11 protein-coding genes are annotated in these 14,457 nt (G+C 65.6%); 2 read left to right on the top strand and 9 right to left on the bottom strand.

The features are described from left to right. Positions 1 to 9: 9 nt before the first annotated feature. The 8 genes from truB to ACFPTO_RS05595 form a co-directional block, all read right to left on the bottom strand. Positions 10 to 984, bottom strand: coding sequence for a tRNA pseudouridine(55) synthase TruB (gene truB / locus ACFPTO_RS05560; RefSeq protein ID WP_377710026.1), 975 nt, complete (start codon positions 982 to 984; stop codon positions 10 to 12). A 114-nt stretch (positions 985 to 1,098) separates the two neighbouring features. After that, on the bottom strand, positions 1,099 to 1,467 hold the full coding sequence (rbfA, locus tag ACFPTO_RS05565) for a 30S ribosome-binding factor RbfA (RefSeq protein ID WP_293036494.1): 369 nt from the start codon (positions 1,465 to 1,467) through the stop codon (positions 1,099 to 1,101). 126 nt (positions 1,468 to 1,593) lie between these two features. Next, positions 1,594 to 4,581 carry a translation initiation factor IF-2 gene (gene infB / locus ACFPTO_RS05570; RefSeq protein ID WP_377710027.1) on the bottom strand — a complete coding sequence of 996 codons (2,988 nt, stop codon included), beginning with the start codon at positions 4,579 to 4,581 and terminating at the stop codon, positions 1,594 to 1,596. A gap of 140 nt (positions 4,582 to 4,721) precedes the next feature. Continuing rightward, positions 4,722 to 6,197 carry a transcription termination factor NusA gene (nusA, locus tag ACFPTO_RS05575; protein WP_296658214.1) on the bottom strand — a complete coding sequence of 492 codons (1,476 nt, stop codon included), beginning with the start codon at positions 6,195 to 6,197 and terminating at the stop codon, positions 4,722 to 4,724. Further along, complete coding sequence (gene rimP, locus ACFPTO_RS05580) at positions 6,194 to 6,652, bottom strand: ribosome maturation factor RimP (protein WP_293036264.1); 459 nt, start codon at positions 6,650 to 6,652, stop codon at positions 6,194 to 6,196. The genes nusA and rimP overlap by 4 nt, the downstream gene beginning before the upstream one ends. 556 nt (positions 6,653 to 7,208) lie before the next feature. Further along, positions 7,209 to 8,990 (bottom strand): 23S rRNA pseudouridine(2605) synthase RluB, encoded by a 1,782-nt coding sequence (gene rluB, locus ACFPTO_RS05585; RefSeq protein ID WP_377710029.1) that lies wholly within the window; start codon positions 8,988 to 8,990, stop codon positions 7,209 to 7,211. 62 nt (positions 8,991 to 9,052) lie between these two features. Beyond that, positions 9,053 to 10,084 (bottom strand): SMC-Scp complex subunit ScpB, encoded by a 1,032-nt coding sequence (scpB, locus tag ACFPTO_RS05590; RefSeq protein ID WP_377710030.1) that lies wholly within the window; start codon positions 10,082 to 10,084, stop codon positions 9,053 to 9,055. Positions 10,085 to 10,344: 260 nt separating this feature from the next. Continuing rightward, a complete protein-coding gene (locus ACFPTO_RS05595; protein ID WP_377710031.1) occupies positions 10,345 to 11,598 on the bottom strand; it encodes a pyridoxal phosphate-dependent aminotransferase in 1,254 nt (417 codons plus the stop codon). A gap of 671 nt (positions 11,599 to 12,269) precedes the next feature. Between ACFPTO_RS05595 and ACFPTO_RS05600 the strand changes: the two genes are divergently transcribed. Together ACFPTO_RS05600 and ACFPTO_RS05605 are read left to right on the top strand one after the other, a co-directional pair. Beyond that, a complete protein-coding gene (locus tag ACFPTO_RS05600) occupies positions 12,270 to 12,671 on the top strand; it encodes a transposase (RefSeq protein ID WP_377710032.1) in 402 nt (133 codons plus the stop codon). A 243-nt stretch (positions 12,672 to 12,914) separates the two neighbouring features. Next, positions 12,915 to 13,202: a hypothetical protein gene (locus ACFPTO_RS05605; RefSeq protein WP_377710033.1), complete on the top strand. Its 288-nt coding sequence runs from the start codon at positions 12,915 to 12,917 to the stop codon at positions 13,200 to 13,202. Between the two features lie 316 nt (positions 13,203 to 13,518). Here ACFPTO_RS05605 and ACFPTO_RS05610 read toward each other — a convergent pair whose 3' ends face one another. Further along, positions 13,519 to 13,833: a hypothetical protein gene (locus tag ACFPTO_RS05610; RefSeq protein ID WP_377710034.1), complete on the bottom strand. Its 315-nt coding sequence runs from the start codon at positions 13,831 to 13,833 to the stop codon at positions 13,519 to 13,521. Positions 13,834 to 14,457 lie beyond the last annotated feature (624 nt).

A 14,457-nucleotide genomic window follows, 5' to 3' on the forward strand; every position in this document is an offset into this window, starting at 1 on the left:
CGAACGGGCTTAGGCGGCTGCGCTCACGCCCGGGGTCACCACGAGACGCTCCGGCGCGAGCACGCCGTTCGCGGGCTTCGCAACGCCCAGCAGACGGCCATCGTCGCCATACACGCGCACGCGCTGCGCGTCGCCCCACTGCGACCGGTCGGCCGCAAGCTCGGCCAGCGGCAAACGCTGGCCGTGGGTGAATCTGCGCGACGCTTCTGCATCGAGCGTTACGGCGGGAAACGTCGAAAGCAGCGCATCGACCGGTTGCAGCCACGCATCGCGCGATGCGTCGTCGGCGTCCGAAAGCGCGTCGAGCGTTACGGCGTGTTCGAGCGTCAGCGCGCCGACGCCCGTGCGCCGCAGCATCACGAGATGCGCGCCGCAGCCCAGCGCCTCGCCGATGTCCTCGGCGAGCGTGCGCACATACGTGCCCTTGCTGCACGTCACGCGAAACGTCACGTCCGGCAATGCGCACGCGATGATCTCCAGCACGAGGATCGTCACCTGACGCCCTTCGCGCTCGACGACCTGGCCCGCGCGTGCGTATTCGTAAAGCGGCTTGCCGTCGCGTTTGAGCGCGGAGTACATCGGCGGAATCTGCACGATGTCGCCGACGAACTTCGTCATCGCCTCGCGCACCGACGCTTCGTCGCAGGTCACTTCGCGCGTGTCGAGCGCTTCGCCTTCGGCGTCGCCCGTCGTCGTGCGAATGCCGAGGCGCATCGTGGCCTCGTAGGTCTTGTCGGCATCGAGCAGATCCTGCGAGAACTTGGTCGCTTCGCCGAAGCAAAGCGGCAGCAGGCCCGAAGCCAGCGGATCGAGCGTACCGGTGTGGCCGGCCTTTTTCGCGCGGTAGAGGCGCTTTGCGCGGATCAACGCGTCGTTGCTCGAAAGGCCGATGGGCTTGTCGAGCAGCAGCACGCCGTCGAGCAGGCGGCGCGGAACCTTCGGCCGGGCCGCGCCAGGTTGGACAGATGAAGAGGATGCAGTCATGTCAGGCAGAAAAAACAGCCAGGCGAGCCGTTCATAAACACGTTCGCAAGCACGTTCGCCCGCCGCCTTCGGCGGGCATGAACCGCAAGCGGGCTCACGCCCGGCGAGCGGCGCTCAGTCTTCCTTCGCGCGCGTCGAATTGGCCTCGTCGATGAGGCGCGACATCTCGACAGCCCGCTCGACCGTCTTGTCGTAATGGAAATGCAGCGTCGGCACGGTGTGGATATGCAGGCGCTTGAAGAGCAGGTTGTGCAGATGGCCCGCCGCGTGATTGAGCGCCTCCTGCGTGGCCAGCGGGTCGCCGGTGAGCGTCGTGAAGAAGATCTTCGCGTGGGCGTAGTCCGGCGTCAGCTCGACGCTCTGGATCGTGACGAGCCCGATGCGCGGATCCTTCACTTCACGCGCCACGAGTTCAGAGAGATCGCGCTGGATCTGGTCGGCGATCTGCACGTTGCGATTCGGAGAGGAACGTTTTTTCGTCATGATTAATCCACCTTGTTCGGCGGCTTGAAAAGCGGAACGCCGGAAACAAACACAGCGGTCCGCACAAAAACAAACGGGCGGGGCCGGCCAGCGCCCGCCCCGCCCGTCAAGCGTCGCGCCTGTGCGTTACAGCGTACGCGCGACTTCGGTGATTTCGAACACCTCGAACTGATCGCCTTCGACGATATCGTTGAAGTTCTTGATCGACATACCGCACTCGAAGCCCTGCTTCACTTCCTTCACGTCGTCCTTGAAGCGCTTGAGCGAGTCGAGTTCGCCGGTGTGGATGACCACGTTGTTGCGCAGCACGCGCACCGACGACGAACGCTTGACCATGCCGTCCGTGACCATACAGCCGGCCACCGCGCCGACCTTCGGCACCTTGAAGACCTGGCGCACTTCGACCATGCCGATGACGGTCTCGCGCTTTTCCGGCGGGAGCATGCCCGACATGGCCGCCTTCACCTCATCCACTGCGTCGTAGATGATGTTGTAGTAGCGGATGTCGACGCCGTTCGCTTCGGCCAGCTTGCGCGCCTGAGCGTCCGCACGCGTGTTGAAGCCGATAATGACCGCCTTCGAAGCGACCGCGAGGTTGACGTCGCTTTCGCTGATGCCGCCGACTGCGCCGTGCACGATCTGCACGCGCACTTCGTCGGTCGAGAGCTTGAGCAGCGCGTGAACGAGCGCTTCCTGCGAGCCCTGCACGTCGGCCTTGACGATGAGCGGCAGGTTCTGCACTTCGCCTTCGCCCATTTGTTCGAGCATGCTTTCGAGCTTCGCGGCTTGCTGCTTCGCGAGCTTGACGTCGCGGAACTTGCCCTGGCGGAACAGCGCGATTTCGCGCGCCTTGCGCTCATCCGGCAGCACGATGACTTCTTCGCCCGCAGCCGGCACTTCCGACAGACCCTGGATTTCGACCGGGATCGACGGACCCGCTTCCTTCGTGGCCTTGCCGGTTTCGTCGAGCATTGCACGCACGCGGCCGTAGGCGCTGCCAGCAAGCACGACGTCGCCGCGGTTCAGCGTACCCGACTGCACGAGCACCGTTGCCACCGGACCCTTACCCTTGTCGAGCTTCGCTTCGATCACGAGGCCCTTCGCAGGTGCCTCGACCGGCGCCGTCAGTTCCAGCACTTCGGCCTGCAGCAGCACGTTTTCGAGCAGCTCGTCGATACCCGCGCCGGTCTTCGCCGACACCGGCACGAACGGCGATTCGCCGCCGTATTCTTCCGGCACGACGCTTTCCGCGATGAGTTCCTGCTTCACGCGATCCAGGTTCGCATCCGGCTTGTCGATCTTGTTGATCGCCACGACGAGCGGCACGCCGCCCGCCTTGGCGTGAGCGATGGCTTCCTTCGTCTGCGGCATGACACCGTCGTCGGCAGCGACGACGAGAATCACGATGTCGGTCGCCTTCGCACCGCGCGCACGCATGGCCGTAAAGGCCTCGTGACCCGGCGTGTCGAGGAAGGTGATGACGCCGCGCGGCGTGTCGACGTGGTAAGCGCCGATGTGCTGCGTAATGCCGCCCGCTTCGCCCGCGGCAACCTTCGCGCGGCGGATGTAGTCGAGCAGCGAGGTCTTGCCGTGGTCGACGTGACCCATGACCGTGACGACCGGCGGACGCGGCAGCTGCTCGGCGTCCGTCGACGTGGTCTGGCCTTCGATCAGCAGCGCTTCCGGATCGTCGAGCTTCGCGGCAACCGCATGGTGGCCGAGTTCCTCGACGATGATCATCGCCGTTTCCTGATCGAGCATCTGGTTGATCGTCACCATCTGGCCGAGCTTCATCATCACCTTGATGACTTCCGAAGCCTTCACGGACATCTTGTGCGCGAGGTCGGCCACCGTGACGGTTTCCGGCACGTGCACTTCACGCACGATGGGTTCCGTCGGTGCCTGGAACGACGAGCCGCTGTCCTGGTGCTTGCCACGGCCCTTCGGACCGCCGCGCCAGCCGCGATCGACGCCACCCGAGGAGTCGCCGCGCGTTTTGATGCCACGGCGTTTCGCAGCGTCGTCCTGCCAGCCGCCCTTGCCTGCGCCCGGCTTCTTGTTGCGGTCGCCCGCACCCGCGCCCGGTGCGCCCGCCGACGGCGCAGCAGCAGCCGGAGCCGCTTTCTTCGCCGCAGCGCCAGCACCGGCCTGCGCCGGGCGTGCCGCGCCTTCCGGACGCGGCGGCTTGTGCAGCGTGCCCTTCGCTTCGGCGGTCTTCGCCGGCTCGACAGGCTTCGGCGGCTCAGGCGCCTTGACCTGCGCCTTGCGCGGCGTGTTCATCATTTCGCGGATCGCGCGCGCTTCGGCCTCGGCGGCCGCACGGCGGCGGGCGATCTCTTCCTGTTCCTTGCGCGCCTTTTCGGCAGCCTCGCGCGCAGCGGCCTCGGCCTTCTGGGCCGCTTCGCGTTGCGCGGCGCGCTCGGCTGCGGCGCGCTGCTCCTCGGCTGCGGCGCGCTGCTCTTCCTGGCGGCCTTGCTGTTCCTGCTGTTCCTGGTTCGCCTGTGCCTCGGCAGCGGTACGCTGTGCCTCGACTGCCTGGGCGGCCAGCTCGCGCGCGGCGGCATCGGCCGCTGCCTTCTTCTTCGCGGCTTCTTCCTCGGCGCGGCGGCGCTCGGCTTCAGCGGCCTCTTCGCGTGCGAGACGCTCGGCCTCTTCACGCGCGAGATGCTCCTGGCGCTCCTTCAGTTCCTGAGCCTGACGTTCGAGCAGCTCGGCCTCGCGGCGAGCTTCCTCTTCGCGGCGCTGCAGCTCGGCCTCTTCGGCGGCGACAGCGTCGGCTGCATGATTCGATGTCTCCGCCTGATCGGCGGATTCGTCACGGCGGACGAACGTACGCTTCTTGCGCACCTCGACCTGAATGGTGCGAGCCTTACCCGTCGCGTCGGACTGCTTGATCTCCGACGTATGCCGGCGCGTCAGCGTGATCTTGCGCTTGTCCGCGTCGTTCGAACCGTGCGACTTGCGCAAGTGGTCGAGCAGGCGTGCCTTATCGGTTTCCGACAAGGCATCGTCCTCACTCGATTTCTGGACGCCCGCCGCCTGCAATTGCTCGAGCAGCACGCCCGCAGGCATTTTCAGTTCCGCGGCAAATTGGGCTACGTTGATACTCGCCATTCATTCCTCTTAATGCAAGGAGCGATTCCTTGCGGTTGACATCGGTTCATGCGGCCGTTCGGGCCCCGCTCGGCGGCGGGGCCAGCCGCGATCAGTTCAGTGGGTCATGGTCGCTTCCTGCTCGTTGCGCACCGGCTTCATTACTGAAACCAGTGTTCACGCGCCTTCATGATCAACGCCTTGGCGGCGTCCTCTTCCATTCCCGTCATTTCGACCAGCTCGTCCACGGCCAGCTCGGCAAGCTCGTCGCGGGTGTGAATTGCGTGCTGCGCCAGAAGCGCAAGCAGATCCGGGTCCATGCCGTCGAGGCTCTTCAGATCCAGTACGGCGGTTTCCACCTTCTCCTCGTTCGCGATGGCCTGCGTGAGCAGCGCGTCGCGCGCGCGGTTGCGCAGCTCGTGCACGGTGTCCTCGTCGAACGCCTCGATCTCGAGCATCTCATTGAGCGGCACGTAAGCGATCTCTTCGAGACTCGTGAAGCCTTCGTCGATGAGAATGTCGGCGACTTCTTCGTCGACATCGAGACGGGCCATGAACAGGTCGCGCAGCACCGTGCGCTCCTGGTTCTGTTTCTGCGCGCTTTCGTCCGGCGTCATGATGTTGATCTGCCAGCCGGTCAGTTCGCTGGCAAGACGCACGTTCTGGCCGCTGCGGCCGATGGCGACCGCCAGCTCGCTTTCGTCGACGACCACGTCCATCGAGTGCTTTTCTTCGTCGACGACGATCGACTGGACAGCTGCCGGCGCGAGCGCGCCGATGACGAACTGGGCGGGATCTTCCGACCATAGCACGATGTCGACGTTTTCGCCACCGAGCTCATTGCGCACGGCCTGCACGCGCGAACCGCGGATGCCGACGCAGGTGCCGATCGGGTCGATGCGCTTGTCGTAGGCGACGACGCCGATCTTGGCGCGCACGCCCGGATCGCGCGCGGCCGCCTTGATTTCAAGGAGGCCCTGCTCGATTTCCGGCACTTCCATTTCGAAGAGCTTCATCAGGAACTCGGGCGCGGTGCGCGAGAGTTCGATCTGCGGACCGCGTGCCGTGCGGTCGACCTTGCTGATCCAGGCGCGCACGCGGTCGCCCACGCGCAGGTTTTCCTTCGGAATCAGCTGGTCGCGGCGCAGCAGCGCTTCGACACGGCCCGATTCGACGATGAAGTTGCCCTTGTCCATGCGCTTGACCGTGCCGGTCATGATGCTTTCGCCGCGCTCGAGGAAGTCGTTCAGGATCTGCTCGCGCTCAGCGTCGCGCACCTTCTGCAGGATCACCTGCTTGGCGGCCTGCGCGCCGATGCGGCCGAACTCGACCGACGGCACCGGCTGCTCGATAAATTCGTCGATCTGTGCGTCCGGGTTTTGCTCGCGTGCTTCGAACAGCAGGATCTCCTGATCCGGCTCCTGAAGGCCGGCCTCGTCCGGCACGACGCGCCAGCGGCGGAACGTCTCGTGCACGCCGCTCTCGCGGTCGATGTGCACGCGGATGTCCGCGTCTTCGTCGAAGAGTTTCTTGGAGGCGGACGCCAGCGCCGCTTCAAGGGCGGCAAACACCACGTCCTTGTCGACATTTTTCTCGCGTGCCAGTGCGTCCACCAGCATCAACACTTCGCGACTCATTGTTTGCGGCTCCTAAAGTCAACTTTGGGGATAAGGCGTGCGCGGTCAATGTCCGCGAGCGTGAAATCCAGCATCGCGGGACCCGCCTTCCCTTCGAATTCCAGACCGATGGTTTCGCCCTCGGGTGCATGCACGATGCCCCGGTACGACTTCCGTCCGTCCAATGGCTTTTTCAACGTGATGACCGCTTCGCAGCCTGCGAAGCGTTCGAAGTCCGCCAGTTTCTTCAGCGGACGGTCGAGGCCGGGCGACGAAACTTCGAGTCGCTCGTAATCGATGTTCTCGACCGTCAGAACGTGCTGCAGCTGACGCGTGACCTTCTCGCAGTCCTCGATCGCAATTCCCGCGGGCTGATCGATGTAGATCGTCAGCATGCCGCGCCCGGTGCGCTCGAGGTCGACCAGCTCGTAACCGAGTCCGGTGACCGTGGTTTCAATCAGTTCCGTCAGTTGCACAATACCTACTCCAGATGTTCGCGCAGCAGGCCAGCAACTTCCTGAAATCCGGTCTCGCGGGCCGCGCGCCAGGTGAGCGCGCGCTCTTGCACATTGCCTGCTCCCCGGTTGACTCACCCCTGCTTGTGCCTGCCAGCGCATGCATGCGCCCGCTCGCGCGGCTCTGCAAAGAGCCTTGTCCGTTCGCGTTCGCACGTATTACTTCCACGTATTACTTTTATTGCGCGCTGCCGCTTTGCTTCATGATGCAAAGCGGCCGGACCAAAAAAAAATGGGCGAAACGCCCATCTTCTTTTCTTGCCAAGGTGGTCGCACCTGAGGCGCAAATAAAAGCTGCACGCCCAGCGACGACGAGATTGTAGCCTTTTTTTGATTTCAGCGCAAACGAGAGCGCGCTAAATGCCTGTATGGAAAGGCTTGATTCGCGTTTGGCACAGGCTGCGCAATATTGTTTGCAATGCACCCGCACGGTAATGCAAGCGCATGTTCGAGACCCTTCGGCAACGTGCGGCGGCGCTCGCTGCTCGTGCCGCAGCGAAGCGCCGTGCTGTCGGAGTCAGTGACCGCGCGTACGGTTACGCGGGGCGCCGCGCTGGCCGCCACGGTTGCTGCCCGGTGCGCGGTTGCCGCTGGCGTTGCCACTGGTGTTGCCGTTGCCGCCAGGACCGCTGCGACGATTGCCACCCGTGTTGGCACCCGCGTTGCCGCCCGCGCGTTTGCCCGCCGCGGGCGCGCGATTGCCATCGACGTCCCGCCCGCCGCGATTGCCGTTGCGGCCGCCACCAAAACCGGTGCCGAAGCCGCCGGCCGCGCCACTGCTGTTGCTGTGGCTGCTGCCGCCGCCGAAGCCGCCAGCGACGCCGCGACGTCCCTGACGCGGCTGACTCATCGCGCCGTGCGAGCTCAGGACAGGCTCGCGGTTAATAAAGCCCATCGAGGTTTGCATCGGGTCCGGTTGACGGCGCTCCTGCGCATTGCCGCCACGGCCGCCTTTCTCCTCGGTCGGCGCCTTCAACCCGACGGCCGCCATCAGCGCGCGCACCTGGTTGTCCTCCAGCTCCTCCCAGCGACCGCGCTTGAGCCCGCGCGGCAGATCGATCGGACCGTGACGCGTGCGGATCAGGCGGCTCACCATCAGGCCGACCGCTTCGAACATGCGGCGCACTTCGCGGTTGCGGCCTTCGGCCAGCGCGACGTGATACCAGTGGTTCGTGCCCTCGCCGCCGCCATCGCGGATGCGCAGGAAATTCGCCGGGCCGTCGTCGAGTTCGATGCCCTTCAGCAGCTTCTGGCGGTTCCCCTCCGAAAGCTCGCCGACCACGCGCACCGCGTACTCGCGCTCGACGCTGTATCGCGGATGCATAAACCGGTTTGCGAGATCGCCCGAGGTGGTCAGCATCAGCAGACCTTCCGTGTTGAAGTCGAGGCGCCCGACCGCGAGCCATTTCGCCGTCTTCATCGTCGGCAGCCGGTCGAACACCGACGGGCGGCCCTCCGGATCGGCGTGACTCACGATCTCGCCGGTCGGCTTGTGATAAAGCAGCACACGCGGCGGCTTGCTCGCCAGCTTGCGCTTGATCGGCTTGCCGTTGATGCGGACCTGGTCGGTCGGCAGAATGCGCTGGCCGATGTGCGCCGGTTCGCCGTTCACCGAAACGCGCCCGGCGATGATCAGTTCTTCCATGTCGCGGCGCGAGCCCATGCCCGCGTCGGCGAGCACCTTGTGCAGCTTGGGCGCGTCGTCATCCGCGCTCAGGACGCGCCTCGCCTGCTGCGGGCGGCCGCGGCGCAGCATCGGCGCACGCACGCCGGATCCCGCGGTGTTGTCGGCGTCGAAAGCCGGCGACGTCACGTAGAGGAACAGGTCGTCCTGCGCGGCCTCGCTGGCGGCGGACGGCGCTTCGGCGCGCCCCTGGCCAGGCTGCTGCCCCTTCTGGCGTTTGCGCGCGGGCTTGCCCGCCGCTGCGGCGGCCTGGTCGGCGCCCTCGGCCTGGCCGCGGCGGCCCGGCTTCGCCGTGCGTTCCTTGCGCGGGGCGCGCGCCTGCGCGCCGGATGCACCTTCCGCCGGCATTTCAGCCGCGGCCGGCACACCCTCGGCGGGCGCTGCATCAGCGGCCTTGGCCTTGGCGCCCGCCCGGCGGCGTGCGATCAGGCTGCGCGGACCCCGGCGCAGGCCACGGCGCGGACGGTCTTCGCCCTCGCCCGAGCCACTGGACGTCTGCACCTCGGCGACATCGCCCCCGCCTTCGCGAGCATGCGGTTCGTCGCCATGCGCGGACGCCGCGCGGCGCGAGGATTCGGACGCGTCGGTCGAATCGGTGTCGTGGATATCAGTCAAAACAACCTCAAAATGTCAGGTTGCGCGCCCCATTGCGGGGCGCGTCAATCATGCTTGTTGCATCAGATGCCGCGCTGCGCGGCTTCGTCATCCGCCGTCGAGGCGGGATCGTCCTGCGCCGCGTCGTGGCGGCTTTCATGTTCGCGTTGATCTTCGCGCGAGTCTTCGCTTGCGGGCTCGACGCTCAGTGGATCATGCGCTTCGGTCGCGGCGCCAGGCGCTTCCAGGTGCGGCCCGGATTCTGCGGCGGGTGCGGCGAATGCGGCGCCGGTGTCGCCGGTGTCGCTCGCATCGCTCGTGCCGCTCACGCCGTGTGCGACAGACTCTGCCGCGGTCTCGCGGTCGTTGTCGCGGTCGCCGGCCTCGGCATCCTGCGCCGCAACGACGAGCGCCTGCGTTTGCGGCTCCACATCCGGAACCTCAACCGCTCCGAGCGTCACGGCCGCGTCAGACTCAAGCATCGTGACGGCTGGCGTTTCGTCAGCCGCTGCGCCTTCGCTGCCCGCCGCGATCCGTTGCACCGCTTCGTTGTCCGCGAACTCGATCGCGTGCTGTGCGAGCAGCTGCTCGCCGATCTGCGACGACGGGTCGTCGAGCGGCGGTAACTCCTCGAGCGATTTCAGCCCGAGGTCGTCGAGAAATTGCCGGGTCGTCGCGTAGAGCGCCGGGCGGCCCGGCACGTCGCGATGACCGATGACCTCGATCCAGTTCCGGTCTTCGAGCTGCTTTACGACCTGCGTGTTCACCGTTACGCCGCGGATTTCCTCGATATCGCCGCGCGTAACCGGCTGCCGGTACGCGATGATCGCAAGCGTTTCGAGTACCGCGCGCGAATAACGCGGCGGTTTTTCGGGGTGCAGGCGGTCCAGATACGTCCGCATCGCCGGTTTGCTCTGAAAGCGCCAGCCAGACGCGAGCCCCACCAGCTCGACGCCCCGGCCCGACCAGTCTTGCTTCAGGTCTTCGAGCAGGTGACGAACCGTGTCGGCCGAAATGTCATCCGCGAACAATTTGCGCAGATCGCCGATTTTCAGCGGCTCCTGCGTGCAGATCAATGCAGTCTCGAGGACGATTTTCGCCTCTTGGGTATTCATGCAGCCAGGTCAGACCTTAAGTCGGGTTCAAGGAACCGGATCAGACAGAGACGATATGGAACTGGAGACGCGCTCGCCCGATTCTGATCGGTCATATTGATGGGAGCACGCACCGGGGGGCCGCAATACAGGCACTAGAGCCAGACCCAGCCGGACGGAGCAGCGATAATCCCGTGGGGAATCGCTAGACTGAGCGCCATATTACGCAAAAACACCGGGTGCGTAAAGACGCCCGCGCGCAGCCCCAACTTAGCCCGAACTCAACCCACCCCGCGGGCCGCCAGATAGCCCGCAAGACGCTCGACGCCCGCATCGAGGCGCGCAGGATCGCAAGCGTAGCACCAGCGCACGAAACCCTCGCCCTCGGGGCCAAATGCGCTGCCCGGCGCGAGTCCGAGGCCCGCGTCGCGCACGAGCGCCTTGCACAGCGCGAGGCTCTGCTGCGCGCCGGGGAGTCTGAAAAACAGGTACATCGCGCCATGCGGCACCTTCACGTCGACGCCCGGCAGCCGGGCGAGCGCCGCCGCCAGATGGTCGCGCGACACGCGCAGATCGGCGACGAGGGAACGCGTAAACGGCTCGCCATGCTCGACCGCCGCGATGCCCGCCTGCTGCACGAACGACGGCGCACACGAGGTGTTGTACTCGACCAGTTTGCCGAGATCGCCCATCAGCGTGGGCGGCGTCACCATCCAGCCGAGCCGCCAGCCCGTCATGAGCCATGCTTTCGAAAAGGAATTGACGCAAATCAGGCGCTCGTCGCGCGACGTGAGGTCGAGAAACGAAGACGCCGCGCGCTCCCCAGCCTCACCGTAGTACAGTCGCTCGTAGACTTCGTCGGCGACGATCCAGATCCCGTGGCGGCGGCAGTGATCGAGCACCGTGCGCTGCTCGTCGCGCGTCATCACCCAGCCGGTCGGATTGTTCGGCGAGTTGATCATCAGCAGCTTCGTGTCCGGCGTGAGCGCCGCCAGCAATCGGTCGAGGTCGAGCGTCCAGCCGCGCTCGCCGTACGAAAGCGATACCGTCTCGACCGTCGCACCGAGAATCTTCGGGATCTCGACCAGATTCGGCCATAGCGGAGTAAGTGCTACCGTCCGGTCGCCCGTGCCAACGACAAGCTGCGCGGCAAGCATCAGCGCGTTCACGCCCGCGCTCGTCACTGCGATGCTCTCCGGCGATGTCGCGCCGTGCAGCTCGCTCACGTACCGGGCGAGTACTTCGCGCAGCGGCGCGATGCCGAGATTGTGCGTGTAGAACGTGTCGCCGCGCCCAAGCGCCTCTGCGGCGGCCTCGCGGATAAACGGCGGCGTCACGCGATCGGATTCGCCGAACCAGAACGGCAGCACGTCCGGCACCCCGAAGCCCGCGTTCGCAACCTCCCGGATCTGCGACGAGCGCAATGTTTGCACGGCGTCGCGCGCCTCAGGCAAATCGGCTTTCGACGTAAAGGACGAATCGGACGAATCGGACGAATCGGACGTGAAGGACGAAGTCAGGGCGGAATCGCTCATCGAAGGACATCCCGGGAGTTTGGCAGTTGCGCAGGCAACCAGTGTAGCGCGCACGCGACACATGTGAAGATTTACGCTTTACTTAAAAACCCTTGCACCGATGAGTTCGGTTAGCGGAATTCAATGCGGCGCCTGCCCGCGCGTTCGACCCTGATTTCGGTTTCGCGCACGCAATATCAAGCCGACGATTGTGCAATGCAAATCGCATCGCACGCCTGACCTAAGCAGCCCGGTCGGGCTAAAGCAACAAGCCGCCACGAGCACACATGGCTGCCGCAGGCCGACATCACCCAACGACGCCCCAACCAAACCCGACGAAGGCCCAACGAAGGATTATTCGCCGCAGTGCAGCAATACCGCGTGCACGCACGCGTTGTGTGCCCGATTGCACACGATTGGTGATTCTCCTGATATTCGGGACCCGCGATTTCTAGTCAGATACGGCGCTGGCAAGCACCCGCGCGGACTTGCTGCCACGAGGCCTGGAGGCGCAAAGCGTACAAGTTGGCACGCTTTTCGCGACGGGTCACGCACAGGATCGGTCGACGCCCGGAACATACAAGTCCGGACCGTCAACCGAACAAGCCTGAAACTCCGCCAACCAGGCCGGAATACATGAAGAGTGCGCAGCGCGGGGCAGCGCACCAGAGATAGCTTCGCTGAGGTGAAACATGATGCTTTTCGACGATTTGAGAGACAACGAATGGGCGCTGGTCGAGTCGCTGTTCTGCGCGGAATCCGCACGGAGCGAACGACGCGGGCGGCCTCGCGTCGAAGCACGGGCAGTGGTCAATGCTGTGCTGTGGGTCCTGTCGACCGGTGAAGGCTGGTCGAAGCTGCCGGGCCGCTATCCGTCGCCACCCACCTGCCGCCGCCGGTTCGACGAGTGGCAAGCCGACGGCACGCTCGCCGAAATCGTCAAGCGCCTCGGTACGAGTGGCCGCGAAATTTCGCTACGCGGCCGCATCGGGGCGACGGCGACCAAGCCGCCCGCGCCGCCGAGCCGCGACCGCCTGCGCGGCGCGTTCTGGACCAATCCGGAGTCGTGGCGCGCGCCCGTCAAGATGGCCTGAGTTCCGGGCCACATCCATTGCAGTGTCACTGGCCGGGCGCCGCACGCGCCCGGTGATGCGTCCCGCCCCGCAGCCCGCTGCCCGAGGTGCGCTCGCGCCCTCGCCTGTCAGTTTCCCGCGCGGGTTTTCCGGGCTGACAGGCGAAACATCTCATTACCAATATTCACAACACCCGTTGGCGGCCAACGTTAGGGTGTGAGCATGTCCATCAACGTCGACAACCCGGGTTGACGGGAGGCCGCCATGAAACCCATGACGCTGCTCGCCCGGGGCATCATGGTTTCGCTGCCCACCCTCGCACTGCTTGCCTCGCTCGCGCCGTCCGGCGCGCTCGCGCAGCCGCCGCGCGCAGGCGCCGCAGGCTGGCCCATGCCCCGCGTCGCGAATCAACAACCGAACGAAGCGCATTTGCCGCGCGGCGAGAATGCGGCCGTGCCGCGTGGCAACCTGCGCGGCGATATCGTCGATAACGCGCGTCAGCGCGCCGCCACACAGCCGCGGCCGGAACCGCCGGCGCAGCGGCGCCGCTGAATCTACTCGCCTCCTCGCTGCCTCGCCTCGCTCAACGCCCAGGTTTTCCGGCATGGCTCGCCTGCCACACGTCCATCCGATCGCTCGAACGTTGCCGTGACGCAAACCCGGCGTTTTAGCCGCACAGATTGCGGGAACCACCGCGCACGGCCGCCGGTCTACCGTTAGCCATTAAGCACAGCGTGGCAGCAGTAATTCCGGTAAGCCCGTATCGTCCGATACGGGCTTTTTTTTGGTTTTTCGCAGAGAGACGCGGATCCGCCCGGCGTGGCAACAGCGTGACAGCGGCGTGGCCGCGGAGTGGTAGTGGAGCGGCTTACTGGCGGGTTTCGAGGCCGACCTGCGGCACGCGTGCAAGCGCGTAGCTGGCGACACGGTGGTCGGCCCACTGAAGCGTGCGCTCGTCGCGCGCGAGCCGCGCAAATTCGGCGCGGCCGCGGTCAGTCAAAACGGCGATGTCGACCGGTGCGTGGAAACCGGGCGCGGGTGCGACCGTGCGCTGCCTCACCGTGTCCATCAGGCCAAGATCGCGCAGGTATTGGAAGACTTCGGGACGCCGCGCCCAGGGGACCTGCCGGTACTGCACCCGCCGCAACGCTTCGAGCACTGCTTCGTTGGAATACGTGGTCATCTCACTTCTTTCTTAAAATACGGCCTTCGAACGGTTGTGCCCGACAACGCCAGCCAGCGGAGCGCGCAGCCCGCCGTGACCGGCCGTCGATATGCGTCCGCCGCGAGGCGGGCACTGCAAGCTCTCCGGGCCCCGGCAAGCGTGGTGAGCCACCCGGCTCACCACCGGCGCCGCGCCACGATTACGGTGCGTGAGCGCGTGGGACCATTCCCCGAAAACACTACGTTACCTCATTCGCATTGATTCTATTTGTTTTCTTTGTGTCATTTATTGCGCTGATCGTGCTGAAACGCCGCCCACGAACAGCGTCGCGGCGCCATGACCTGCGCCGCATTCCCCTGCTCGCGTCGGGGTGCCTGACCGCGATTCGGCGCGATCGGGACCAGCCCGCGATGTATCGCACTCCCTAAGACCATACGAATGCACGGCTTATGCTGTTCGGCCTGCAGACGGTCATCGTCGTCCTTCCGGGGCCGCGAACGCGCACGCGTAACAGCGTGTTCCGGCTCCGGCAGCGCTGAACACATCCCGTGCCCGCCGTCTCGGGCATACGTCGTGCGCAGCCTCGCTTGTGCCCGCGCCATTCCCATCTTTACAACGTCCAGACGGAACTCCGCGACTCGA

Origin of the sequence: Paraburkholderia denitrificans (genome assembly GCF_042655705.1) — a bacterium.
Lineage (GTDB): Bacteria > Pseudomonadota > Gammaproteobacteria > Burkholderiales > Burkholderiaceae > Paraburkholderia > Paraburkholderia denitrificans.